The sequence below is a fragment of the Serratia sp. TSO36 genome, assembly GCF_057808395.1.
In genome coordinates this window covers 174170-200037 of the sequence record NZ_JBJZOU010000009.1, presented here as the reverse complement: position 1 = coordinate 200037, position 25868 = coordinate 174170, and the positions used below count along the sequence as shown (strand labels likewise).

Genomic DNA, 25868 nt, shown 5'->3' with positions numbered 1-25868 from the left:
TCAATGAGCGGGTTTTAAGAAATTCAGCTACGCAGCTTAGATAGCAGTAACGTTAGCGGCAGATGGGCCTTTGGCACCGTTCGTGATTTCAAACTCTACACGCTGGCCTTCAGCAAGCGTTTTGAAACCGTTGCTAACGATGGCAGAGAAGTGAACGAAAACGTCCTTGCTACCATCTTCCGGAGTAATGAAACCGAAGCCTTTGGATTCATTAAACCACTTAACGCTACCTTTAATCTTAGACATCAAACTTACCTTTAACGTGAATGAAAGACACAAAACCTGTGTCGATTACAGTACAGCAAGCAGGCAGGATTTTGTCCACCACCGCGATCACAGAAATCCGATAAAGAGTGAAAAAATCCGTGTAGCCCGGTGTAAATGGATTGCACCGGTTGCGATAAGCTCCCGTTCCAGGTCAATCCTCTCCACCCGCCGGCGAACAATGCGCGAACGGCCAAACCCGCCCGCTTACCCCAGCGTTGACGCCCCCATGCAGACACAATCGCTATGAAATATAACCAGATGGTCTTTTTGCTTCGGCGGCCGCTGCACTAGGGTTAGGGTTTATTTCCCACTGTGAGCCAAGCCTATGACCAGCCAGTTGGCAGACAAAATCATCGCCTATCGGCGTGAGCTGCACCAAAACCCGGAGCTTTCCAATCACGAATTCGCCACCACCGCCCGGCTGACCCGCTGGCTGCAAGAGGCGGGCATTCGCCTGCTGCCGCTGGCGCTGAAAACCGGCGTCGTGGCGGAGATTGGCAGCGGCAAGGGGCCGATCATCGCGCTGCGCGGCGACATTGACGCCCTGCCGATCGACGAAATCGCCGACGTGCCCTTCAGCTCGCAAAACCGCGGCGTGATGCACGCCTGCGGCCACGACTTTCACACCTCGGTGATGCTCGGCGCCGCACACCTGCTCAAAGCGCGTGAGGCCGACCTGCCCGGCACGGTGCGCATCTTCTTCCAACCGGCGGAAGAGACCTTCAACGGTGCCCGGCATCTGATCGACGCCGGCGCGCTGGATAACGTTGCGGCAGTATTTGGCCTGCATAACGCGCCGGAGCTGCCCACCGGCACCTTCGCCACCCGCGCCGGGCCGTTCTACGCCAACGTCGATCGCTTCCAGATCCTCATCACCGGCAAAGGCGCCCACGCCGCCAAACCGGAACAGGGCGTCGACACCATCGTCACCGCCAGCCAGATCGTCGGCGCACTGCAGACGCTGCCCAGCCGCAGCTTCAGCTCGCTGGAGTCGCTGGTGGTGAGCGTAACGCGCATCGAAGGCGGCAATACCTGGAACGTGCTGCCGCAAACCGTGGAGCTGGAAGGCACGGTGCGCACCCACAGCGACGCGGTGCGCCGCCAGGTGCCGGACAAGATTCGCCAGGTGATCGACGGCGTTGCCGCCGCGCTGGGCGCGCAGGCCGAACTCCGCTGGCAGCCGGGGCCGCCGGCGGTGATCAATGATCCGCATTGGGCGGCGTTCAGCAAAACCGTCGCCGCCGAGGCCGGCTACCGGGTCGAAGAGGCGGAACTGCAGATGGGCGGTGAAGATTTCGCGCTGTATCTGCATCACGTGCCGGGCGTATTCGTCAGCATCGGCTCCGCCAGCGAGTTCGGCCTGCATCATCCGCGTTTCAATCCCGATGAACGCGCCCTGTTCCCCGCCGCGCAATATTTCACGCTGCTGGCGGAACGCACGCTGCAACAATTAACCACCGCGCCGGAAAAAGCCCTCAGCAACGCCTGAATAACGGTAACGCGTATTTCCCCGACGCCGCGGATGCCGCGTCGGGGATTATTTTTTCGCTCGCCGTGATATTTGCGATTTTCAACATTTGAATATGCTGTTTTGTTGTTTTACATCCCGCCGCCGCTCATCAATAGTGGGCACATCAGACACCGCGCGCCTCTGCGGCGCATGACAGGATAATCACGATGAGCGACAACGCGACTAATCAACGGCAATTGCGGCTGGGCGCCATTCTGCATGGCGCATCGGGAAATATGTCCGCCTGGCGCCACCCGGACGCCACCGCCGACGCCAGCATCAACCTCGAATTTAATATCGCCACGGCGAAAAAAGCCGAACAGGGGAAATTCGATTTCGTCTTCGTCGCCGATGGGTTATATATCAACGAAAAGTCCATTCCGCATTTTCTTAATCGTTTCGAACCGCTCACCCTGCTGGCCGCACTGTCCGCCGCCACCGATAAAATCGGCCTGGTGGGCACCCTCTCCACCTCCTACAGCGATCCGTTCACCGTCGCCCGCCAGTTCGCCAGCCTCGATCACCTGAGCAACGGCCGCGCCGGCTGGAACGTGGTGACCTCGCCGCTGGAAGGCTCGGCCAAAAATTTCTCGCGCAAAGAACACCCGGAGCACAGCCTGCGTTACCGCATCGCCGGCGAGTTTCTCGACGTCGCCAAAGGGCTGTGGGATTCCTGGGAAGACGACGCCTTCGTGCGTAATAAGGCCAGCGGCGAATTCTTCCGCGCCGGCAAACTGCACACTCTCAATCACCAGGGGGAGTTCTTCTCGGTGCAGGGGCCGCTGAACATCGGCCGCACGCCGCAGGGGCGCCCGATCCTGTTCCAGGCCGGCGCCTCTGAAGACGGCAAACGGCTGGCGGCCCAACACGCCGATGCGATCTTCACCCATCACGACACGCTGGAGCAGGCGCAGGATTTCTATCAGGACGTGAAGCGGCAACTGGTGGAACAGGGGCGCGAACCGGACGATCTGCGCATCTTCCAGGGCGTCAGCGTGATCGTCGGCGACGACGACGCGGACGTCGAGCGCCAGTACCAGGAGACCGCCCGCCTGGTCAGCATCGAGAATGCCCTCAACTACCTCGGCCGCTACTTCGAGCATTACGACTTCGCCCGCCATCCGCTGGACGCCCCCTTCCCCGACATCGGCGATCTGGGGCAAAACAGCTTCCGCAGCACCACCGACGCCATCAAGCGCAGCGCCCGCGAGCGCAACCTCACGCTGCGCCAGGTGGCGCTGGAAGCCGCCTCGCCGCGCCCGGTGTTCAGCGGCACGCCGGAAGCGGTGGCGGATGGCCTGCAACGCTGGTTCGACGGCGAAGCCGCCGACGGTTTCATCATCAGCGGCGGTACGCCCAACGCCTTCGGCCACTTCGTCGATCGGGTGGTGCCCGTCCTGCAGCAACGCGGCCTGTTCCGCCAGGCGTACCACGGCGACACGCTGCGCGAGCACCTGGGCCTGAAGCGCCCGTTGAACAGATTCACCCAATAACAAGATCGCTGCCAGGGATACCCGCTATGCAGAAAACCGTTACCGCCGCCCTCGTGGCGGCCTTGCCGAGCCTGACCGGCGCCGCGCAGGCGGGCACCGACATCGATTTGCAGGCCTATGCCCCCCTATTCACGCGCCGAAGACCCCGCAGGCGAACGCCATGGTCAACCGCTGGGGCGAGAGCGCCGAACGCCTTGCGCAGCCGGAAATCAACCCGCCCGGCCAGGGCGATTAGGAGCGCGCGATGACGCAAGACACCTTCATTCAGACGCTGCCGACCGACCCGCTGATCGCCCCGGTGATCGAAGGGCTGTTCGGCGAATATCGTCAGCGCTACGGCGACTATTTTGGTGACCAGGAACCGGAAGCACTGGATCTGTACGCACCGCCGCAAGGAGCCTTCATCGTGCTGCTACGCGCCGGTGCGCCGATCGCCATGGGCGCCTTCAAACGCTATGACGCGCTAACCGCCGAGCTGAAGCGCATCTGGACGCGGGGCGACCTGCGCCGCCAGGGCCTGGCGCAGCGGGTGCTGCAGCAGTTGGAAACGCTGGCGCTGGCGCAGGGATATCGCCGGCTCTATCTAACCACCGGCTTTCGCCAGCCCGAAGCGGTGGGCCTGTATCTGAGCAACGGGTATCAGCCGCAGTTCGATCCCAACGTCGACAGCGAGATATACAGTCGCCCACCCTACGATGGCCGCCTGCCGTTCCGCAAAAGCCTGATTGCAGAGGACGCGTGTTGTTGCGCGTCGGAAAGGAAAATCGCCTAAGGCCCCTTAATCTGTATCAGGAGACATGACATGTCCAAACAAGAAGTCTTGAAAGTGGTGCCCGCCCGCTATCCGCTGCGGCTGATCGGCGCGCTGTTTTCGCTGTTTATTCTGGCCGCCATCGTGCAATCGGTGGCGGGCAACGCGCGCTGGGAATGGGGCGTATTCGCCGAGTGGTTCTTCGCGCCGGCGGTGCTGGCAGGGCTGGGGCAAACCCTGCTGCTGACGCTGCTCGGCACGCTGTTCAGCATCCTGTTCGGCACCCTGCTGGCGCTGGCGCGGCTGTCGCGCTCTTACCTGCTGGCGTCGCTGGCCTGGGGTTATATCTGGCTGTTTCGCTCGCTGCCGCTGATTCTGGTGCTGATCATCCTGTACAACTTTTCCTATCTGTACGACGCCATCTCGCTGGGCATTCCCTTCACCTCCGTGGTGTTCGCCAGCTACCCGACCATCGACATTCTCGGCCAGTTCGCCGTGGCGGTGCTGGGCCTGACGCTGGTGCAGTCCGCCTACACCGCCGAGATCATCCGCGGCGGCATCCTGGGCGTGGATTACGGCCAGCACGAAGCGGCGGCGGCGCTGGGGTTGCCGGGCTATCGCCGCACCTTCCGCATCATTCTGCCGCAGGCGCTGCGCTCCATTATTCCGACCGGCTTCAACGAGATCATCAGCCTGGCAAAAGGCACCTCGATCGTTTACGTGCTGGCGCTACCGGAGCTGTTTTACACCATTCAGGTTATCTATAACCGCACCCAGCAGGTAATACCGCTGCTGATGGTCGCCACCGTCTGGTATCTGTTCATCACCACCGCACTGTCGGTGATCCAATACTACATCGAGCGCTATTTCGCCCGGGGCGCAGTGCGCGAACTGCCGCCGACGCCCTGGCAGAAACTGGCCGGCTGGCTAAAACGTTAGGAGACCCGCATGTCTGAAGCCATTGATTATTATGCCTTGCCCGAGCAGCCGGCGCGCAATCTCACCCCGGTGCCGGCGCGCGGCCTGATCGAAATCAGCAACGTCAGCAAGTTCTTCGGCAAACACAAAGCGTTGGACGACGTTAGCCTGACGCTGCAGCCGGGTACCGTGACCGTGATCCTCGGCCCTTCCGGCTCCGGCAAATCGACGCTGCTGCGGGCGATCAACCACCTGGAGCGCGTCGATGAGGGGTTTATCCGCATCGACGGCGACTACGTCGGCTATCGCCGCAAGGGCAACCGGCTGTATGAGCTGAAGGAAAAGGCCATCCTTCGGCAACGCATCAACGTCGGCTATGTGTTCCAGAATTTCAACCTGTTCCCGCACCTGACGGTGCTGGAAAACATCATCGAAGCGCCGGTGGTGCACAAGATCCACTCCCGCGAACGGGCGAAAGCGGTAGCCTATGCGCTGCTGGATACCGTCGGGTTGCGCCACAAGGCGGACGCCTACCCGCGCCACCTCTCCGGCGGCCAACAGCAGCGCATCGCCATCGCGCGCGCGCTGGCGCTGAACCCGAAGGTGATCCTGTTCGATGAACCGACCTCCGCGCTCGATCCCGAGCTGGTCGGCGAAGTGCTGGACGTGATAAAGGGGTTGGCGGATCTGGGCGTCACGCTGGTGGTGGTCACGCATGAAATCGGCTTTGCGCGCGAAGCGGCGGATCGGGTGGTGTTTATGGTCGACGGGCAGATCGTCGAGCAGGGCGACGCCAGGCAAGTGCTGGCTCAGCCGCAGCATCCGCGCACCGTCAACTTTCTCAACAAAGTGCTGTGATCGTCGGGGCGCCGCGGCGCCCCGTACCCGAGCCGCTTACCGGCCGGCGAAACGCCGTTTCTCGGCGGCGAAATCCAGCGGGCGGATCCCCTGCTGGTTTTTGTCCTCTTCGGTCAGCAACGCCGGCGGAATAAACCACGTCACCTCGAACAGCAGCCCGTCCGGATCGTGGCCATAAATGCTTTTGTGCACGCCGTGATCCTCTTCCAGCCCGAGAATACCGCGTTCGGCCAGCTGATGGCGAATGCGCTCCAACTCTTCCAGGCTGTCCACTTCCCAGGCCAGATGGTACAGCCCGGCCGCTGGCTCATGCTCCGCCGGCGGCTCGTTGTTGGCACGAAACACCCCGGCGCGCTGCTGGCCCAGGTTCTTGCTGAACAGCGCCAAATCGTGATCGTTGTCCGAATCGGCGGCCTGGGTAAACACCGCCCGATCGGGGCTGTCGGACGGCTTGAGCTTGAACCCCAACACCTGATGATAGAAGTCGGCGCTCTGCCGCACGTCGCTGACATACAGCACGGCGTGATTAAGACGTTTGATGCCCATCGCTATTCCTTTACGCATTGAATGAAGTCAGCATGAACATAGCATGTGGGGGGAAAGCCGCTAAATGCCGTTATCGCATGACGAAATGCCGCCCGCGCAATCTGTCGCTGCAAGGCATTCCGCGCTATCATAAGCGCTGTATTGAACCCTTTTGTGAGAATAGCGATGAACGGCAAGATAACGACTTTTTTTGAAGACAAAGGCTTCGGCTTTATTACCGACGAGAACGGAGAAAATCGTTATTTTCACGTGATTAAAGTGCAAAACCCGGAGCTGATTAAGAAAAACGCGGCGGTGACCTTCGAACCGACCAACAACACCAAAGGCCCGTCGGCTTATGCGGTCAAAGTGTTGGCGCCCAGCAAATACATCATCATCGCCAATGAAAGAATCAAGATCGCCAGCATCAAGTCTTTCAATACCTTCACCAAGGAAGTACCGGCCAAAGCCGACGTGGATAAAGAGAACACTGTGCTGTCGGTCGGCCTGCTGATGAACCGCATTCGCCCGCAGTCAGAAGATCAGGCGCAGACCATGCAAACGCTGCGCATGCTGACCATTACCACTTTCCAGAACACCACCCATACCTTCTCCGAGCACGAGATCGATATGGATGAGACCATCAAGGCGCTGAAAAGCCTGTAAGCAGCGGTGTGCGGAAAATAACCAACGTAATTTATCGTCTCCTGTGTTAGCGTGAGTTTTCACCTGGCACAGGCTATCGATATGTCCGATTCCGACAGCGTCAAAGGTTTTACCAACCGTTCCACCAACATCGTCTGCCCTAAATGCGGCTATGTTACCCGGCAAAAATGCGCGGCGATGCTGCAAGACGTAATACTGATTTGCCCTAATTGCGAGACCCGATTCGAGCCCAGACAGGGCTGAAAACGGTTAGCGAAACAGGATATGCTCGACGCTGTTGCCGCTCACCACATTGAACGACTCCACCCGATTACGCCCCTGCGATTTGGCGCGATACAGCGCGATATCCGCCATATTCATCAACTGCTCCAGCGATTTCACCTCGTTCATCGCCAGACTGGCGACGCCGACGCTGATGGTGATTTTCAACGTCTGCTTGCCTTCCGCCTGCAGCTGCGCCTGCTCCACCAGCCGGCGCAGATGCTCGCCCAGCGCCACGCCCTGCGCCGCCAGCGCGCGCGGCAGCATGATGGCGAACTCCTCCCCGCCCAGGCGGCCGAACAGCTGATCGTGCCGCAGCTCGCGCCGCACGATGTGCGCGAACGACGCCAAAACCTGATCGCCGGCGCTGTGGCCGTGCGTATCGTTGATCTGCTTGAAATGATCGATGTCGATCAGCAGTAGCGACACCGCCTCTTTCGAGCGGTGCTTGTGCTCCAGCAGTTCGCCCGCTTTGCGCGTCATCGCGCTGCGCGCCAGCACGCCGGTCAGAAAATCGTGGTTGGCGCTGTGCTCCAGGCGCCGCATCAGCTTGCGATTGGCGGCGATAGAGCTGGCGAGGATCAGCGGCCCCATCACCAGCATGGCGATGCCCAAGCGGGCGGACATCAGCGTGTCGAGGAAGGCGTTGTGGTTGTTCGGCGTTTCGTACAGCACCAGGTTGGCGGAAATGCTGCTGATCTCGGTCATGCCGGTCAATAGCGTCAGCAACGTCACGGGGAACAGCGGGTATCGCACCGCGCACCACAGCAGCGCCGGGATCGGGAAGGCGATGGCGCCCGGCCCGCCGATATAGACGCTGAATACCAGCGACAGCAGCAGCGCCAGCAGCGGCAGGCAGCCCTTCAGGCGCCAACGCACCTGCATGCGCAGCAGTTGCTTCAACCGCGGCGCCGCCATCAGCACCGGCAACAGCAGCAAGGTCGTCGAGAACTGCTCGCTGAACCAGGCCAGCCAGGCGACCACCACCGTGTTGTTGTACAGGCTGTCGTTGCGCAGCACCGACAGCGTCGACGCCACCGCCGCACCGGCCAGGCTGGCGCTGAACATATAGAGTATTGCCTGGGGTTTGCCCATGCGCCGTTGAGATTGGGGCAGCATCAGCATGATGCCGTAACCGACGGCGATCAGCGACATGTTGCAGGCGTTCAGCCACAGCGCCAGGGACCAGCCTTCGCCGGTGCTGAGATCGGCGGCGACCATGCCCAGATAGGTGGTAAGCCAGCCGAGCGGCGTGGCGTAAACGGGTTTGCGCAGCAGCAGGCCGAGCAGAATCGCATTCACCGGCCAAAATAAGGAAAGCGAGCCAATCGGCCGGCTAAGAATACCCACCAGAGAAAGTAAAAAGGCCAGCATGAAAAGATTGATCAGCTGAACCGTTAGCGGCAGGCCATGCCTGGCGTTTATTCTGGCGTTCATCGCCTCGCCCATATTTTGCTAATAACCAGAATAATAATATGCATACTCTCTCGCCCGGCCAGTGAGGGATAGTCAATCCGAATTTCAACCAAAAAAGCCAGACAAATCAATAATAAAAAGCATTAACATTTAATTAACAGACTTTTCTTAGCCTGATGCGGCTGCAGCGGACTCCCCCGCATAGCGTCAGCAAATAATGCCGACTCTGCTGTCAGCATAGCGCATAGCGTAATAGGCCGCCGAGGGCGTTAATTACATTAATAAGTTTGTGGTTATTGGTCGTTGAATGCTGTTTGAATAACTACGCGATTATTTTCCTGCAACTGGGCCGCCCGTGCAATAACAACCCCAAAAAAGCCCGCATAGCGCGGGCTTGCCTGAACAACAGCAAATCGACAGTTACGACACGGCCATGCCTTGCATGCCCGTGCTGCCGCGCAGTTTAGCGGTGAAAGCTTAAGCAGACCTTAGCAACAAAAAACCCGGCCTAGGAACCGGGAATATTTGTACGAAATGCAGTGTTAGCCCAAGCAGGCTAATAACATTTCGCAGCTTACACTCCAATTGTGCAGAGAAAATGAACGCGGCGTCCATTCAACCGCACCGCCGCCCTCTCTGCACGGAAGGCCTTACGCCAGTTTGGCGGCAAAGCCCGCTACGCGCTGGCCATAGAGCTTGGCGGTCGCCAGATCGCCCGACAGCATCTCATCCACGCCGGCATCCGCCGGGGTCTGCACCAACAGCCCCACCGAACCGCCCAGGTTATTGACGTCGGTGCGCTGCGCCGATTTGGTGTTGGCCGGCAGCAGCCCCAGGCTGACCCACAGGCCGCCATGTTGTGAAGCCAGCGTCTGCAGCGCGATCAGCGTTACCTGCTTGTCGCCGTTCAGGCTGGCGCTGTTGGTAAAGCCGCCGAACACTTTGTCCTGCCACTTGCGGCCGAACCAGGCCTTGGAGCTGGCGTCGGCGAATTTCTTGAACTGCCACGACGGGCCGCCCATATAGGTCGGCGAACCAAAGATGATGGCGTCCGCCTCATCCAGCGTCCGCCAGGCTTCGTCGCTGATATCGCCATTCTGGTCGATGGCGATCAGTGCCGCCCCGGCGCCTTCCGCCACGACTTTCGCCAAACGCTCGGTATGGCCGTAGCCGGAATGAAACACCACTACTGTCTTCGCCATAGAAATTCTCCACTCATTGCACAAAGGCGCCGACGGCGCCCCTCTCGCGTTCAATCTAATCAAGCGCGCAGCGGCTGAATACCGAATAAAACTGACGGTGTTATTCAAAAAAATCGCGTTACGCGCCCTACTCTGCCTGTTGGCGGGCAAAGTCGATAAAAGCGCGCAGCGGGCGCGGCATTTGGCGATTTGCCGGATAGTACAGATAGAAACCGGGAAACGGCGGCGTCCAGGCATCGAGCAGCGGCAACAACCGGCCATCGGCCATACCGGCGGCAACCTGTTGCTCAAACAGGTAGGCAATGCCAGCCCCATCCATCGCAGCCCGCACCAAGACTTCCGGCTCATCGACTATCACCGGTCCTTCCACGGCGATCTCCTGCTTTTCACCGTCGCGCTCAAATTCCCAACGATACAAACTGCCGTTGGTCGGCCAGCGGTAATTCAAACAGCGATGTCGATGCAGATCGCCCGGTGTTAACGGCCGGCCGTGACGCGCCAAGTACGCCGGAGAAGCGACGACGCGCATCCGCACCTCCGCGCCCAGTTTGACCGCCACCATATCTTTCGCCAGTTTCTCGTGCAGCCGCACGCCGGCGTCAAAACCGCCGGCAACGATATCCACCAGCCGCTCCTCAACATTAAGATCGAGCGTAATATCGGGATATTGATGATGAAACGGCGCGATCAAGGGCGCCAGAAAATGCAACGCCGCCACGCGGGTTACGTTAAGCCGCAAAAGACCTGAGGGGTTCTGGCGTTGCTCTACCGCCTGCGCCACCGCCGCGTCGATCTCGGCCATCGCGGGCGTCAGGCGCGCCAACATCTGTCTTCCGGCTTCAGTCGGCGCCACGCTGCGAGTGGTGCGATTCAGTAAACGCACACCCAGACGCGCCTCCAGGTTGCGCAGCGTTTGGCTGAGCGCCGAAGCGGACATGCCCAAATGTGCGGCGGCGCGGGCGAAACCGCCGTGCTCAACAATCGCGGCAAAGGCGCGCAACTCGGCGAAATCACTGCCCCTCATTATGCTCTCCCTCCTTAATAATTCATGAAGATTATAGCGCATTCCTTAAACAACCTGTGGGCGCTATCGTAGACGCTACCTACACGGGAGAATGGCTATGAACACGTCACTATCGCTGGACCACTATCGTTTATTGGGCCGTTCCGGCCTGCGCGTTTCACCGCTGGCGCTGGGCACCATGACCTTCGGTGCCGACTGGGGCTGGGGCGCCGAACAAGCCGAGGCTCGGCGCCTGTTTGACGTTTATGTCGAACGCGGCGGCAACTTTATCGATACCGCCAACCGCTATACCGAGGGCAGTGCCGAACGTTTCGTGGGGGAATTCGCCATCGGGCGCCGCGATCGGCTGGTGATCGCCACCAAATACACCCTGCCGATGCAGCCGGACGATCCCAATTCCGGCGGCAACCATCGCAAAAGCATGCTGCGTTCGGTTGAAGAAAGCCTGCGACGGCTCAATACCGACTACATCGACCTGCTCTATCTGCACGCCTGGGATTTCACCACATCGGTGGAAGAGATCATGCGCGCCCTGGACGACCTGGTGCGCGCCGGGAAAGTGCTGTATGTGGCGGTGTCCGATCTCCCCGCCTGGCAGGCGTCCAGAATGCAAATGCTGGCGGACCTGCGCGGCTGGTCACCGCTGATCGCCCTGCAAATCGAGTACAGCCTGCTGGAACGCACCGTCGAACGCGAACTGCTGCCGATGGCGCAAGAATTGGGGTTAGGCGTGATCCCCTGGTCGCCGCTGGCCGGCGGCGTATTAAGCGGCAAATACCGGCGACAGGATCTGCAACCGTCACCGGATGAAGCGCGCACTCGGCGCGAAGCTGTGCGTGCTAAGGGGACATTGAACGCACACAATCTTGATATCGCCGACGCCGTCAACCAGATAGCTGATGAGACTGGATATTCCCCATCACAAATCGCGCTGGCCTGGACACTGCGTCACCCGACGGTCACCACGCCGATCGTCGGCGCCCGAACCCTGGCGCAATTGGAAGATAACCTCGGCGCCTTGAAGGTCGCGCTGGCGGAAGATCATTGGCGACGATTGGACGATCTCAGCGCCATCGAGCTGGGATTCCCGCACGATTTTCTCGCCCTGCCAGCCACCCGCAACATCATGACCGGCGGCGTGCACCTCGCCCGGCGCAGATAAAAAAAATCCCGCGCAAGGCGGGATAAACTTAACAGGGATGGGGTAATACACTACAGGGAATGGATAACACACAACATCATCGGGTAGAGCTACAGTACCAATCCCAATGTATAGAACTGTCATCCCCGCGTAAGTTTGCTCGGCCAGATGTAACGCCTAATGGGAAATATGACATTTTTATCAACGCACCACGAACAGGCGCGACTCGAAACCGCCGCTCTTGAAGGTGCCGGTATTGACCCACCCCGGCGGCGAATGGCCGAAGTCCTGATTGAAATCCCCGCCGCTGACCAGCCAGACCCGGCGATGGCCTTTCGATAAAACGCTGAGCTTATCGACATAGGTCTGCGCCGCCCGATCGTGGAAAAAGGTGCCGAAGCCATAGGCATTGGGCTTGCCTGAAATGCCGTTGGGCCTGGCCGGGGTATACAGCAGGGCGCGATAGCCCTTCTTGTTGTAATACACGTAGCTCAGGTAGTTGAACATGTTGCTGACCACCACCGCATCGTTAGGCTGATAGTGGCTGTTGATATAGTGCACCATCACCTTGAACTCATCTTTCTCGACCGGGTAGTCGTTACGCACGCCGCAGCCGAACAGCAGGCTGAAGAACAACAGCAAAGAGATCCCGCGCACCCGGCTTTTCGTTCCGGCGATCAGCACGCCCAACACCAGCGGAATGCCGAGCGCGGCGGAATAGAGGTAGCGATCGACAAACAGCGGCGTGCGCCAGGAAATGGCGAATACCAGCGTCACCGGGATCAGAATGCCGCCAAGCAGCAGCAGCGAGAATGTCCTTGGCATCGCGCGCCGTTTCAGCAGCAGCGCGCACAACGCGATAAACATCGCCGGCAACAGCCAGAGAATCGCCGTGGGATAGTTGCTGCCGTCATGGCCGGTGAGAAAACGCCAATACATTGCCGGCAGATCACCCCAGGAAACCTGAGGGATCCAACCGACGTCGCCGCCGACCCGCAGTTCGGCGATATGCGCCAGCAGATTGAACAGCACCAGCAGCCAGGGAATGTAGGCCACCCCGATCGCCACATTGGCCAGCCACCACGCCGGCTGCTTGATGTAACGTACACCGTCTCGGCGGCATGACAGCGCCAACACCACCAGCCAGTGGGCGATCAGCATGAAAATGGTGAAGTAATGGGTATAAAAGCTCAGCGTCATCAACAGCGCATACAGCGCCAGATAGCGGCGGTTATCCGGCGTTTTCAGCCATTTCGCCAGCACCATAGCGGCGGCGATCGCCAGCATCCCCATCAGCGCGTACATGCGCGCCTCCTGGCTGTAACGCACCGCCATCGGCATGATTGCCATCAGCCATCCCGCTATCAGCGCCGCCCGCTCGTTGGCCAACCAACGGATAAAGCGCATCGCCAGCGCTACCGTCGCCACGCCGAACACCAGGCTCAGCGAACGGGCGGCCATGATGCCGTCGCCAAACAGTACCATCCAGGCATGCAGCAACAGATAATAAAGCGGCGGGTGAACATCGAAGGAGGCGTGGTACAGCAAAGCGCCCACATCATAGCGGCTGGTCAGCACGCTGGAGGCTTCATCACACCAAAAGTACCGATCCGTTAAGGAAATAAACCGCACGATCGCCGAAAACGCCACGATCGCCAACGCGTAATGTTTGTAACCGATGCCCTTTAAGCCGTTGTTGCTCAAAGAGACATTCGAAACCTGTTGCAGTGACATAACCGCATTCCGCCCAAGAGAACCACACAGTGTGGAGACGCAGCGTCATCATTGCCGACGGCGGGTAAATGGCGGGTAAATCAGTGCGAAAAAGTCGGCGCAGTCACCGCGGCGCCGCACGGCTCTCAGCGGATTTCAACGCTGATATCCGGGTAGGCCTTCTCGCCGTCGCTGAGGTAATGCCCCAGCGCTCGGTAAGCCATCACGTACAGCACGGCGGCGGCGCACAGGCACAGCAAGGTCACGAGCAGGAATCTGGATTTGCGCACGATAGGCTCCATGGGGAAATTTTCACCTATTGTAGCGCGGCAAAATAAACGAAAGTTCAATTGCCGGCGGGCCATGCGCCTCGCACTCACCGCCTATAGGATTCGAACACATCAAGTACTGATATGTTTTATATGGATAAAATTGTATTCGATAAAATTTATACCAACAGATAAATTTGTTAGAAAATACAGCCCATTATCGACGAGCCAACATGCCAGGATAATGTTTAGCAATGATATCATTCATTCGCTCAACCAGCTCTGGTCTCTTGAATGTGATATGCACGCTTCCTTTCTGAAAGTAACGAATGCTGAAGAAATCATCTTCGTACGACTGCATACCCGAATGATCGCGAATATGTTCCATTAGCCGGGATGCTTACAGGCTTATCTCGCTGTTGTTCTCGATCTGTTCGCAAGGAAACCGATGGGCTGGGCAATGTCATTCTCACCGGACAGCTGGCTGACCATCAAAGCGCTGGACATGGCGTGGGAAACTCGCGGTAAACCATCTGGAGTGATGTTCCACAGTGACCAGGGGAGCCACTATACAAGCAAGGCAGTTCCGGCAGCTACTGTGGCGTTGCCGAATCAGGCAGAGTATGAGTCGACGTGGAAACTGTTGGGACAACAGCCCTATGGAACGCTTCTTCAGAAGTCTGAAAAACGAGTGGGTGCCAGTGACAGGTTATATAAACTTTAGCGAAGCTGCTCATACGATCACAGACTATATCGTCGGGTATTACAGCTCGCTAAGGTCGCATGACTATGACTATAACGGTGGGTTACCCCCAAACGAATCGGAAAACCGATACTGGAAAAACTCTAAAGCGGTGGCCAGTTTTAGTTGACCGCTAAATTCTGAGAAATTCGTCTCTCCAGCGGATCAGTCTATATATGTAAAATCATTGAGTTAAGTCTATTATTTAGATTACATATGTAGTTATAATCTTAAAAAATTCAAAAAAACTCTCCCCCAGGAAAGAACATCCATAGACGTCATTTACCCCATAATGCCAAAATTGTTTTTACTAAATCCTCTCTGTGAGACGAAAGAAAGACCGGATGCTTCAATTTAGCCTGACTCTGTTTTCAGGGAGAAGACCATCGCACGGGCAACGTAGGTTTAATGTAAAAAACCTGACTCCCATGGGTAGCAAGTCGTTGTATTAGCGATACTTCCAAAGAGACAAATCCTATATTAATTATTTTTTCGAATAACATTTTTCAGGTAAATTCGCAGCGAGAGGACGTTAATTATATGTTCGTTTAAAAAATTCATTCAATTTATTTTTTTATGAAATGTTTATTCTGTCTTTTAAGGCCCTCATGAAAGACTTTTGCACAATCGCACATGATACTTATATCTTTATAATTCATATTAATAAAAATTAAATGTTTTTTCATTTAATGCGAGATTGATCACAAACAATAAAACAAGATAATTAAATCCATTTACTTCCATGGAGCGCCCCCATTTTACACTTTCAATTTTTATAACTTTACATGTAAAAACATAGCATTACCGTTATTTATATTTTTTTATTTTTAAGGTTTCATTTTTGAAACGAGCGATTTCATTACAGTATCTAGTCAAAATTTAAATACATGCCGATAGTGTGTGAATTGATAATGAGGATTCTTTTCATGACAACAATTCACCTTGATAAAAGTAAGTTTTCATCTATGTCTGAGTTGATCTCGATTTATGCTATCGAGCGTCCGAACACTGTCGCTTTACGGTACAGAAACGTAATTGTTACTTATAAAGATTTGCAGCGTTATTCTGAACAGATTTTGGCAACGATACAGTACAACAACATCTCACCGCACACTGCTATTGCTATTGCTTCGTCCAACCCGTTGCTAGCCACTTTAGCTCTTCTCGGGGTTATTAGTGCCAGGTGTGTCGCTGTCCCCATCGCTCTATCATCTTCTCCCGAGCAAATCGCATCGGTGATTGCAGATGCATCTGTTCCTTTAGTCTTTTTGGATACCGAGTTTCTTGAGGGTTTGCCATCTGTTGGTGTCAAGGTCGCTAATCTTGACGAATTCGATAGCTGGTTAGCGCCTGAAGGATTTGCTGCCACGCATATTGATATATCGCCGGCAGATCCTTTTAATATTATCTATTCATCAGGGACCACAGGTGCGCCAAAGGGGATTATCCATACGCATGGCATGCGTTGGAGTCAAATAACAGCATATGGGCAGATTGTTCCGCAATGTGACTCCGCCGTCACCTTGATCGCCACGCCGATCTATTCCAATACGACTTTAGTCAGTTTATTGCCGTCGCTTGCCTACGGGGGGACCGCGGTGCTGATGGGAAAATTCGACGCTTATGAATATCTTGTCGAAGCACAGAATTCGCGAGCTACCCATACCATGCTGGTTCCTGTGCAGTACCAACGCATCATGGCTTTAACACAATTCGACGATTTTGATCTCAGTAGCTTCATTTTCAAATCAAGTACAGGTGCACCTTTTTCTCCCGAGTTGAAAGCCGATGTGATCCGCCGCTGGCCAGGAGCATTGCTAGAAATTTACGGGATGACAGAAGGAGGGGGGACTTGTGTTCTCTTCGCAAATGAACACCCTGATAAACTCCACACTGTAGGCCAGCCGGTGGCTGGTTGTGAAATTTGCCTGATTGATGCACAAGGGAATGTGGTCAAGTCTGGAGAAATCGGTGAGGTTGTGGGGCGTTCAAATATGATGATGGCTGGCTATCAGGGGCGCCCTGAGGCAACCCAGGAAGCCACCTGGATTGATGCTGATGGCAATATGTATATACGGCACGGTGATCTTGGACGTTTCGATAAAGAGGGTTTTTTGACACTTCTCGGGCGTATTAAAGACATGATCATTAGCGGCGGTTTTAATATATACCCATCAGATATAGAAGCCGTTTTACGGTTACATCCCTCCGTTGCGGATTGCGCGGTTATAGGCATTCCCTCGGTTGCCTGGGGGGAAACGCCCTACGCCTTCTTCGTCCCCAAACACGACTCACTCAGTCCTGACGAAGTCATCACTTGGGTTAATCAGCGTATGGGTAAGACACAGCGTTTATCCGGCGCACAGGCAATTGCTCAATTGCCACTTAGCGCTATAGGCAAAGTACTGAAACGTGAACTGCGCGCGCTCTTTCTGGCCGAGCACCCTACCCCATTAGCATTATAAGGAACTGAATTATGAAACCCGACCTGCAGGATCGTGTTGCGATTATTACCGGCGCCGGCGGCGGGCTTGGCCGTGCTCATGCACATCTGCTCGCCCGTTACGGTGCCAAAGTGGTGATAAATGATATCGGGCCGGGTGCCGACAAGGTTGCCGAAGAAATCAATTCATCCGGTGGGGAAGCCATTAGTTTCCAGGCCTCTGTGACCGATGAAGAAAAAATAAAGGCCATGGTCGCGGAAACTATCGAGCGGTGGGGAAGAGTCGATATTCTGGTCAACAATGCAGGCAACCTGCGTGACAAGACGTTTGTCAAAATGACGCTAGATGATTTTCGCTCTGTGTTGGACGTACATCTCATGGGGTCAGTGATTTGCACCAAGGCCGTATGGGAGCATATGCATCGCCAAAAGTATGGACGCATCGTGTTCACCACGTCCTCTTCGGGTCTTTACGGCAACTTCGGGCAGGCCAATTATTCAGCGGCGAAAATGGGCCTGGTGGGGCTGATGCAAACACTGGCGCTTGAAGGCGCCAAGAGTAACATTTTGGTGAATTGTTTGGCGCCTACCGCAGCCACCGCTATGAGCGAGGGGCTTTTGGTGCCTCAAGCGAAGCGTGTATTGCAACCTGAGGCCGTGAGTCCGGCACTCCTGCCGTTGGTTTCGCAGTGTGCCCCTACCAGGGCTATCCTTTGCGCCGGTGCGGGCAATTTTGCTCGCGCCTACATCACCTTGACTGGTGGGCGCTTTTTGGGCAGCGATACCCATACCACCAATCGTATTTTCGCAGACTGGCAAGTGATCGGCGATCGCGAGTCAGAGCAAGTTCCCGAGTCTGCCACTGCGCAGGTTCATCAAGAACTCATCGCTGCTTTCCGTTCACAACCTGAAAACAAACAGTGAGACTCTACTATGCGTGATGCCGTTATTGTTTCTACCGCTCGAACGCCGATTGGCAAAGCCTATCGTGGCGCTTTCAATGCCACCCCATCCGCAACGCTGGCGGGGCATGCAATTAAACACGCCGTCGAACGGGCGGGGATTGCGGGTAGTGAAGTGGATGATGTGTTGCTCGGTTCAGCATTGCAGCAAGGCGTGCAAGGGTTGAACATTGGACGCCTGGCTGCATTGCGCGCCGGGTTACCCACGTCGGTTTCAGGTATGTCGCTGGATCGCCAATGCGCTTCGGGTCTTATGGCTGTCGCTACGGCAGCCAAGCAAATCATTGTCGATGGCATGAGCATTGCCGTTGCGGGAGGGGTGGAATCCATCTCGATGGTGCAGACTGAACGGATACGTATCGAGCCGGACATGGAGCTTTTCTCGCTGTATCCAGCTGCCTATATGCAGATGGTGGATACGGCTGACATTGTGGCCAAGCGCTACGGGATCAGCCGTGAAGCCTGCGACGAATATTCGCTGCGCTCTCAGCAACGAACGGCAGCGGCACAATTAGAAGGGCTGTTTGACAAGGAAATTATTCCTATGCGTTCTGTTATGGCCTACAACGACCAGGAAACCGGCGCATTGGCTTATAAAGAGGTATTGTTGGAGCGTGACGAAGGCAATCGTCCACAAAGCACCCTGGACGATTTGCGCACCCTTTATTCCGTCAAGGGGCCCGGTAAAAATGTTACCGCCGGCAACGCCAGTCAACTCTCCGATGGCGCTTCCGCGCTAGTGCTTATGGAAGCCAAGGAGGCCGAACGAAGAGGCCTGCAGCCGTTAGGTCGCTATGTAGGTATGGCCGTAGCGGGTGTTGATCCGGACGAGATGGGTATTGGCCCCGTTGCCGCGGTGCCTAAGTTGCTGCAGAGCAATGGCCTAAAGATTGATGATATCGGGCTATGGGAGCTCAATGAGGCATTTGCAGTACAAGTGATTTATTGCCGAGACATGTTGGGTATTCCGGACGACAGGCTGAACGTTAATGGCGGCGCTATTGCAATAGGTCATCCCTACGGCATGTCCGGTGCCCGGATGACAGGCCATGCGCTGATTGAAGGGAAGCGTAGAGGCGAGCGCTACGCCGTAGTGACGATGTGTGTCGGAGGAGGAATGGGGGCTGCCGGTTTATTCGAAATCTATTGAGAGCGGCGCCTCACTCAGAAGTTAACCACTCACAGGATGGGTCAGGCGTCATTTTTGGTTTGGAAGTTTATCGACGGGAAAAGAACGAGGTTCTGTTTCGGAAAGAGCTTATCGGCCTGGGGTTGCCAGTCTTTTATAAGACGCTTAACGATTTCCTCGATGAAATCCAGAAATATTTTTAACTTGGGTATGGATGCCAGCCGATCGAGATATAAAGCATAAAGTTGCGGCGACTCGCTTATTTCATAATCAGGCAAGATGCGAACTAACTCTCCCGAGAGTAATCCCGGCAGCGCCCAAATACCGGTAATGGGCGCAATGACGCGGCCATGTTTTACTAGTTCGAGGATTTGTGAATGATCGGTCGATAAAAATCTACGGTAAGTCGGTAATGTAAAGCGTTCCTGGCCCCGAGATATTTCGAGCTTGGGCACATAAGCAGGCAAAGGGCCCGGCTCAACCGCCGCTGCGTCGAGGTAGAAATTACCGATGATGGCATGATCTTCGAGATCCTCTGGAGAGGTCGGTATTCCGTTGGCCTGTACGTATTCTTGGCTTGCTACCAGGATGTTTTTTACCTCAGCGATTTTTCGGGCGGTCAAACGAGAATCCGATAACCACCCGCAATGGAGAACGACATCGAGAACGTTGGGCTCTGGGAGTAATCTTTCTCCCACTCGTACGCGAACGTCGATCTCTGGATAGTTATCCAGAAACTCGTGTAAGTTGGGAGTGAGGAGCGTTTTAGCGACATCACTGGTACAGCCTATGCGCAATATACCGGCCGGGCTACTCCTGTAGGTTGCAATCTCGGCATCAGCGTCTTCCATTTCTTCTCGCATGCGTATGCATCGTGCGTGTAAAACACTTCCCACTTCGGTAAGCGTTATGCGCCGCGTAGTACGTTCGACGAGTCTAACGTTGTAGAGGGACTCCAAACGCGATACCGCCCGGCTTACCGTTGCTTTAGACTCACCCAGTGCACGCGCCGCCCCAGAAATAGAGCCACGATCGCCAACCATTGCGAATATTTTGAAAGCATCGCTTTTTTCCATGTTCTATCCTCTGGCAGTAACATTCTCATTAGCGAAGAAACTCGAATGCTATTTAACATTAAACCAATAAGAGCGACGGACGGGTTAATGTTCTAAAACGATGACCCGCTTTGTTGGCCGCTATCGCTTAGGCACCGACGTAATATCAAGGACGGCGATACCGCCAGCCTCGACAGAGGCCATATACAGCCGCCCATTTGTTTCCACCACACCCGTCGCTGTGAAGAAGTTATCCGCGCTGCCTTGCATATCGGCTAACACTGCGCCACCTTCATTGAAGGCCATAGCCCACACCGTACGAACCGCTTTAGGCTGCATAAATTTTGGAAGCCGCCAAATTAGCTTACGCAGGAAACCCGGCATTGTTCCCAGACGATCCAGGCTTTTATTGCGTGGCGTAGCCATAGCCACCCAAAAATAACCATTTTGCATGCGTGAAATATTGTCAGGAAAACCCGCCATGTTATCGTTGAAATGATGCTGATTATAATCACGGATGAATCCATTGCGAGAGACCAGATCGGCATGGGGGCCCTCCCAATAAGAAAAACACGTATCTCTTGCAAGATCGGCCCGAAGCCAATTCAGGGTCGTAACTCCCAGAAACCTCTTCTGATTTAAAATTTTCTTACTCATATGAGTCCTCTCTTCGCCTACTAAAGTCCCATGTGTGGCGGCAAGGTTTCGACTATTCTACGATATCACCTGAACGCCACGACAGGGTTGCTGCACAGAACTGCAAGGCACTGCTTGGCCAGGCACATAGATCTGGATGAGTGTCCAACAACCTATAAACTGCCCATGGCTGGGGTAGAAAATGACAAGGAATGGGGAGGCGTGATCTTTGCGTAGTTTAAACATAAAGTTGGATATGAAATCACCGACTTTTTTTCGTAAGTATCTCTTCCAGTATTGAACAACGTGATCGGCGCAACCAGCCAGAAAAATGAAACCCGGCGTTTCAAAAATGAAACGAAATCCAGAAGACAGGGTTTTCGGCTAAATTTCAGTATAAAATACGGTGTAACGGTTAACTAATGTCTGGAATCGGAGGGGGTTTATTTTTCACCTTCCCTGTTTTAATGTTTTTAAAGGTCAAAAGGGAAATAACTCCTGACCTTTGATGTGTTTATTGATTCATGTGAAGCCGTATATTTCAAGGTGGAATCATTGCATTTATTTGTTTTTCACAATATTTCTAATATCCCTCAAAAATAAAGACCATTTCCTATAACTGCAAGGCTATTGATTTCGCCTCCATCTGCCATCCTTCCGCCAGGGTACGCACCAGGGCATCATAGCCGTCTTCACCCTGTTTCAATTCCAGGCTGAAAGGCCGTTTGATCAAGCGCCCCTGGCGGTTCAGCACCCACTCGCCGCGAACGATCGCCTTGCCGTCAAAGCGGCCATGGAAGCCGCTGATGGTGACGTTCAGCACATCCTGATCGCTGCTCATCGGCTGCGAAGAGACCACCCAGCCCGGCAGCACGCTGCTCAGGTTGGTGACCAGCGTTTGCTGCAGCTGCTGGTCTAGCGGGCTGGCCCACAGGTTGTTCTGGGCTATCACATACTGCACGTCGTTGGTCTGATACACCACGCCGCTCTGCGCCAAATAATCCGCCACGCTCACGTGCTCCAGCCACAGCTGGCGCGTGGAGGCGCCGCTGCTGCTGACCGCAGCCGGCGCACCCAGCGCCGGCAACTGATAGTAGGTCTTCTGTGGCAAACTGCTGCAGGCGCTGAGCAACAGCGCCAGGGCTACCGGGATCCATTTCATCATTTCGTGGCCTTCTTCGGCTGAGGGTCAGTGCTGCCGGCGGCTTCAAACACCAGCGCGTTGCTCTTCTCATTCAGGGTGTGCAGCACCGGCTGCAGCTCACGCAACACCTGGTCCAGACGCTGCATATCGCCCACCATCTTGTTGTAAGCCGGCGAACCAGGCTGGAACCCTTTCATGCTGCGATTGAGTTCCTGCAGCGTTTTCTGCAGGTCCTGCGGCAGCGCCTTCACCTCTTTACTGGAGATGATGTCGTCCAGCGACTTCATGGTCTGCTGGGTTGACTTCATGGTCCTCTGGCTTTCCGCCAGCGTCTTGGTCGCTTCGGTGATCATCGGATTGAGCGGCATCGCGTTGATCTTGTCCAGCGTCTGCACCAGTTTTTGCTGGATCTGCGCAAGACCACCGCTGGTTGTAGGTATCAGTGGATAACCGAACAGCTCGTGCGGCCCATCCCAGGCTTTCTCCTGCGGATAGAAGTCCAGATCGATATAGAGTGAACCGGTCAGCAGATTGGCTGACTTTAGAGACGCGCGCATGCCGCGTGACTCGGCGTCTTTCAGAGTGCGATCAAAATCGAAGTTCCTTCCCAACTTCTTGAGGCGTTCTGGCTCGATGTGGATTAACACCGGAATGCGGTAATCGTTATTCAAACGATGCTCAACACCTTCTTTAATGAACGGCACTTGCGCCACCGTACCGAGACGGATACCACGAAACTCTACCGGTGCGCCCGGCTGCAGGCCGCGAACCGAGTCGGAGAAGAACATCAGGTAATCCTTGTGCACGGTATACAGTGAGTCTTGGATACCGCGTTGGTTGTCGAACAGCTGATATACTGCCTTCTCTTTCGCCAGCTCGCCCCTATCCCAGCCGTCTGGCACATCAAAGCTCACGCCGCCGCTGAACAGGGTTGCCAACGAGCTCATTTCCACGCGCATACCTTGCGCCGACATGTCGAATGCCACACCGCTGTCTTTCCAGAAACGCACGTTGCTGGTCACCAGTTGATCGTAAGGCGCCGAGATAAACAGCTGATAGCGCATGGTGCGCTGTTTGGGTTCGAAATAGCTGGTTTCCACCGAGCCGACGCGGTAATTGTGAAATAGCACAGGATCGCCGGCATTCAGCTGACCATATTTCTCGCTATCGAGCACGATGCGCAACCCTTTGGCGTCCGGAGAGGCCAGCGGCGGCGCGTCGAGTAGTGGGTAGTTATCCTTGCCGTCTTTGCCTTTGTTGCCCGGCTGCAGCTCGATATAGGCGCCGGACAATAGCGTACCCAGGCCGGAAACCCCTTCACGGCCAATCTGCGGCTTCACCACCCAAAAGGCGGTATCTTGCCGCAGCAGCTTATCCATGCCGGCGTTAAGGCGCGCCTGCACCCTCACCTTGCTCAGGTCATCGCTCAGCGTCACGGTCTCGACGACGCCAACGTCGACGCTGCGGCTTTTGATTTTGGTTTTGCCCGCCTCCAGCCCTTCGGCGGTGGTGGTCACCAAGGTTACCACCGGCCCCTGATGGTTAAAGTGGTAAAACAGGATCCAGGCGCCGATCAAGGCGGTGACGATGGGAACGATCCACACTGGCGACCAGCGCGTAATCTTCTCGACGTCCGCGATGTTATGATTATTTTTCGTCACCTTGCGGTTCCTCTTTTATTGTTTCGTTTACCCGATCCCAGGTCAGCCGGGGGTCGAACGTCATGGCGGCGAACATGGTAAGGATCACCACCAGAGCGAATAACAGCGCACCCGTTGCCGGATAGATGCTCATCAACAGGCCTATATGTACCAGCGCCGACAATACGGCGATGACAAACACGTCGATCATTGACCAGCGACCCACGAATTCGACGACTTCATAAATAAGGTGCATGTGTTCGCTGTCGGCGCGGTTTTTCCCCTTGCCGTTGGCGTCCCAGCACAGCCAGCCGATCGCCAGCATCTTCAGCGACGGCACCATGATGCTGGCGATGAAAATCACCATCGCCACCGGATAGGATCCCTCTCCCCACAGCAGGACCACCCCGGCCATGATGGTGGAGTTCATTTTGTTGCCCAGCGCTTCGGTGACCATGATCGGCATCAGGTTGGCCGGAATATACAGCATGATCGAAGTCACCAGCAGCGCCAGCGTCCACTGTAGGCTGTTGCGGCGGCGCACGTGGCCATGGGTGTGGCAGCGCGGACAGCGCACCTGATTGGCCGGCAGGATTGCCGTGCAACAGCGGCAGGAGCGCACGCTCTGGCGCATGCCGGTGCGCCCTACCGTCAACGGACGCTCCAGGCGCGGCGCCGATTCGATGTCCTGCCACAGCCAACGGCGGTCCACGCACTGGAAGGCACGCACCTGCAGCAGGCAGAACAGGCAGTAAGGCACAAAGCTGCCGCCGATGCCGATATCGCCGTAGGCCATCAGCTTGACGAAGCTGACCAGCACCCCGGCGAGGAAGATTTCCACCATGCACCAGGTTTTAAACTGGAACAGCATCTTGGCCATCCGCTCTTTCAACGCCAGCGGCAGACGCACCCTGGCGCACAGCAGAATGATCGCCAACATGCATAATGCGGGGAGCAGTTGCACGAGCAGCATGAACAGCGTGGCCATGCTGGCGTAGTCTTCCGCCAGCATCACCTGAGGGATATCAATCAGTTTGATTTCGTTAGCAAAGCCGGCAACGCGCATATTGATAAACGGGAAAATATTGGCCAGCAGCAGCATGAACAGTGCGCTGAGGGCATAGCCTATCGGCCGCTTGCGCGGCTCTTCCCAGCGGGTGCTGAGAGTCGTGCTGCAACGTGAGCATACCGCTTTAGTGCCAGTGCTTAACGGCGGTAACGCCATCAGCAAATCGCACTGCGGGCATAGGATCAATTCATCGGCTAAAGGCTGCGATTGCCGTATCGCTAAAATTATACGCATATGAGATTCAACGGCCCAGATCACGCGATCCCCACAGAGTTTCATGCTCTTTGGATGACCGAAGCTGTAGAGAAACCCAAGCAGGACCGTATTCCTTGCGGAACGCGCCGTCGAGAGTTATGTCGCCCGTATATGTGCAGCAGTCCATAGCTACCGGGATAACAAGGGGAGAAGAACGTGATCCACCACTTCAACAATCAGTTCATTGTCGACTCTCTGGTTGCGCTCGGTATGACGGAATTGAATAACACCAGGCAACAAGTCGATGAGCAGATCCAGGTTCAGTTGGGCCGGAACTTGCAGCTCACCACGACTAATTGCACGTTCAATGATTTCCAAGACTCGAACACGACGACTATTCAACCAGCCTGGGATCTCCTGCTCTACCCAACCGCTCATGATGCGATGGTTTCCCAGAAACTCAATAACTGCGACGCGAATGTCAGGGTCGTGCAGGCCGTAGAAGTGTTCGTAAACGGTGATGAGATCACCACGCAGTGTGCCCGTATCGATGGGCAGATCGGTCGGAGAGAAAGCCAGTAGGGCGTCAGCCAACAGGGCGTCGCGGGACTTCCACCGCCGGTACAGTGAAGCTTTACCTGCTCCAATCCGCTTAGCTACCGCATCCATTGTGAGTGAATGGAAGCCGCCCTCCGCTACCTGCGCTAGCGCCGCCCGCATGATCCGCAAGTCCAATTCAGCATCGCGGGGGCGCCCCACGGCCGCTCTGGCGGTTTCCGGGGGCAAAGGGGCCGCGTCTGTTGGCGTTATTTTCGACATAATTATGATCCTTGACAGTT

Annotated in this window: 24 protein-coding genes and 2 pseudogenes; 12 read left to right on the top strand and 14 right to left on the bottom strand. The window is 55.9% G+C overall.

The features are described from left to right. Positions 1-36 precede the first annotated feature (36 nt). Positions 37-246, bottom strand: coding sequence for a transcription antiterminator/RNA stability regulator CspE (gene cspE / locus ACK3CV_RS06250; protein ID WP_004940030.1), 210 nt, complete (start codon positions 244-246; stop codon positions 37-39). A gap of 346 nt (positions 247-592) precedes the next feature. Here cspE and ACK3CV_RS06245 point away from each other — a divergent pair, with 346 nt between their 5' ends. From ACK3CV_RS06245 to ACK3CV_RS06225, 5 genes are all read left to right on the top strand, one after another. Beyond that, a complete protein-coding gene (locus ACK3CV_RS06245; protein WP_033637419.1) occupies positions 593-1756 on the top strand; it encodes a M20 peptidase aminoacylase family protein in 1164 nt (387 codons plus the stop codon). Between the two features lie 188 nt (positions 1757-1944). Further along, complete coding sequence (locus ACK3CV_RS06240) at positions 1945-3270, top strand: LLM class flavin-dependent oxidoreductase (RefSeq protein WP_047568926.1); 1326 nt, start codon at positions 1945-1947, stop codon at positions 3268-3270. Positions 3271-3514: 244 nt separating this feature from the next. Beyond that, positions 3515-4042, top strand: coding sequence for a GNAT family N-acetyltransferase (locus ACK3CV_RS06235; RefSeq protein ID WP_033637417.1), 528 nt, complete (start codon positions 3515-3517; stop codon positions 4040-4042). 30 nt (positions 4043-4072) lie between these two features. After that, positions 4073-4960, top strand: coding sequence for an amino acid ABC transporter permease (locus ACK3CV_RS06230; RefSeq protein ID WP_004940038.1), 888 nt, complete (start codon positions 4073-4075; stop codon positions 4958-4960). Positions 4961-4969: 9 nt separating this feature from the next. Then, entirely contained in the window at positions 4970-5797 is an 828-nt protein-coding gene (locus ACK3CV_RS06225; protein ID WP_033637416.1) for an amino acid ABC transporter ATP-binding protein, read from the top strand. A gap of 36 nt (positions 5798-5833) precedes the next feature. On the opposite strand, the gene ACK3CV_RS06220 is transcribed toward ACK3CV_RS06225, so the two are convergent. Then, positions 5834-6343, bottom strand: a complete 510-nt coding sequence (locus tag ACK3CV_RS06220) for a VOC family protein (protein ID WP_033637415.1) — start codon at positions 6341-6343, stop codon at positions 5834-5836. 165 nt (positions 6344-6508) lie between these two features. Between ACK3CV_RS06220 and ACK3CV_RS06215 the strand changes: the two genes are divergently transcribed. Together ACK3CV_RS06215 and ACK3CV_RS06210 are read left to right on the top strand one after the other, a co-directional pair. Then, complete coding sequence (locus ACK3CV_RS06215; protein WP_033647218.1) at positions 6509-6988, top strand: cold-shock protein; 480 nt, start codon at positions 6509-6511, stop codon at positions 6986-6988. A gap of 81 nt (positions 6989-7069) precedes the next feature. Next, a complete protein-coding gene (locus ACK3CV_RS06210; protein WP_234402516.1) occupies positions 7070-7231 on the top strand; it encodes a YnfU family zinc-binding protein in 162 nt (53 codons plus the stop codon). Positions 7232-7237: 6 nt separating this feature from the next. Here ACK3CV_RS06210 and ACK3CV_RS06205 read toward each other — a convergent pair whose 3' ends face one another. From ACK3CV_RS06205 to ACK3CV_RS06195, 3 genes are all read right to left on the bottom strand, one after another. Next, a complete protein-coding gene (locus tag ACK3CV_RS06205) occupies positions 7238-8686 on the bottom strand; it encodes a GGDEF domain-containing protein (RefSeq protein ID WP_063991178.1) in 1449 nt (482 codons plus the stop codon). Between the two features lie 629 nt (positions 8687-9315). Beyond that, positions 9316-9867, bottom strand: coding sequence for a flavodoxin family protein (locus ACK3CV_RS06200; RefSeq protein WP_164038730.1), 552 nt, complete (start codon positions 9865-9867; stop codon positions 9316-9318). A gap of 127 nt (positions 9868-9994) precedes the next feature. Beyond that, positions 9995-10891 carry a LysR family transcriptional regulator gene (locus ACK3CV_RS06195; protein WP_164038733.1) on the bottom strand — a complete coding sequence of 299 codons (897 nt, stop codon included), beginning with the start codon at positions 10889-10891 and terminating at the stop codon, positions 9995-9997. A gap of 97 nt (positions 10892-10988) precedes the next feature. On the opposite strand from ACK3CV_RS06195, the gene ACK3CV_RS06190 reads away from it, so the two are divergent. Continuing rightward, positions 10989-12053: an aldo/keto reductase gene (locus ACK3CV_RS06190; RefSeq protein WP_164038736.1), complete on the top strand. Its 1065-nt coding sequence runs from the start codon at positions 10989-10991 to the stop codon at positions 12051-12053. Between the two features lie 180 nt (positions 12054-12233). Here the strand turns inward: ACK3CV_RS06190 and ACK3CV_RS06185 are convergent, their stop codons facing one another. The 3 genes and pseudogenes from ACK3CV_RS06185 to ACK3CV_RS06175 all read right to left on the bottom strand — a co-directional run. Then, positions 12234-13766: a glycosyltransferase family 39 protein gene (locus ACK3CV_RS06185; RefSeq protein ID WP_033637410.1), complete on the bottom strand. Its 1533-nt coding sequence runs from the start codon at positions 13764-13766 to the stop codon at positions 12234-12236. Positions 13767-13891: 125 nt separating this feature from the next. Further along, positions 13892-14035 (bottom strand): hypothetical protein, encoded by a 144-nt coding sequence (locus ACK3CV_RS06180; protein ID WP_016928795.1) that lies wholly within the window; start codon positions 14033-14035, stop codon positions 13892-13894. A 196-nt stretch (positions 14036-14231) separates the two neighbouring features. Continuing rightward, positions 14232-14411: pseudogene (locus tag ACK3CV_RS06175) on the bottom strand (DUF4942 domain-containing protein); the annotation flags it as partial. Between the two features lie 9 nt (positions 14412-14420). Between ACK3CV_RS06175 and ACK3CV_RS06170 the strand changes: the two are divergent. From ACK3CV_RS06170 to ACK3CV_RS06155, 4 genes and pseudogenes are all read left to right on the top strand, one after another. Beyond that, positions 14421-14886, top strand: a pseudogene (locus tag ACK3CV_RS06170) (DDE-type integrase/transposase/recombinase); the annotation flags it as partial. 796 nt (positions 14887-15682) lie between these two features. Continuing rightward, on the top strand, positions 15683-17221 hold the full coding sequence (locus ACK3CV_RS06165) for a class I adenylate-forming enzyme family protein (protein ID WP_164038739.1): 1539 nt from the start codon (positions 15683-15685) through the stop codon (positions 17219-17221). An 11-nt stretch (positions 17222-17232) separates the two neighbouring features. Further along, positions 17233-18123, top strand: coding sequence for an SDR family NAD(P)-dependent oxidoreductase (locus ACK3CV_RS06160; RefSeq protein ID WP_164038742.1), 891 nt, complete (start codon positions 17233-17235; stop codon positions 18121-18123). Between the two features lie 9 nt (positions 18124-18132). Continuing rightward, positions 18133-19311: an acetyl-CoA C-acyltransferase gene (locus ACK3CV_RS06155; protein WP_033637407.1), complete on the top strand. Its 1179-nt coding sequence runs from the start codon at positions 18133-18135 to the stop codon at positions 19309-19311. A gap of 41 nt (positions 19312-19352) precedes the next feature. Here ACK3CV_RS06155 and ACK3CV_RS06150 read toward each other — a convergent pair whose 3' ends face one another. The 6 genes from ACK3CV_RS06150 to ACK3CV_RS06125 form a co-directional block, all read right to left on the bottom strand. Next, positions 19353-20366, bottom strand: coding sequence for a LysR family transcriptional regulator (locus tag ACK3CV_RS06150; protein ID WP_033637406.1), 1014 nt, complete (start codon positions 20364-20366; stop codon positions 19353-19355). A 120-nt stretch (positions 20367-20486) separates the two neighbouring features. Beyond that, the gene (locus ACK3CV_RS06145) at positions 20487-21002 is read right to left on the bottom strand and encodes a hypothetical protein (protein ID WP_239504637.1); all 516 of its coding nucleotides are present in this window, start codon (positions 21000-21002) and stop codon (positions 20487-20489) included. A 592-nt stretch (positions 21003-21594) separates the two neighbouring features. Further along, complete coding sequence (gene pqiC / locus ACK3CV_RS06140; protein WP_164141137.1) at positions 21595-22146, bottom strand: membrane integrity-associated transporter subunit PqiC; 552 nt, start codon at positions 22144-22146, stop codon at positions 21595-21597. Then, positions 22143-23786, bottom strand: a complete 1644-nt coding sequence (gene pqiB, locus ACK3CV_RS06135) for an intermembrane transport protein PqiB (RefSeq protein ID WP_164038747.1) — start codon at positions 23784-23786, stop codon at positions 22143-22145. The genes pqiC and pqiB overlap by 4 nt, the downstream gene beginning before the upstream one ends. Beyond that, entirely contained in the window at positions 23773-25068 is a 1296-nt protein-coding gene (gene pqiA, locus ACK3CV_RS06130; RefSeq protein ID WP_164038750.1) for a membrane integrity-associated transporter subunit PqiA, read from the bottom strand. The genes pqiB and pqiA overlap by 14 nt, the downstream gene beginning before the upstream one ends. A 150-nt stretch (positions 25069-25218) precedes the next feature. Further along, positions 25219-25848: a TetR/AcrR family transcriptional regulator gene (locus tag ACK3CV_RS06125; protein WP_164038752.1), complete on the bottom strand. Its 630-nt coding sequence runs from the start codon at positions 25846-25848 to the stop codon at positions 25219-25221. Positions 25849-25868 lie beyond the last annotated feature (20 nt).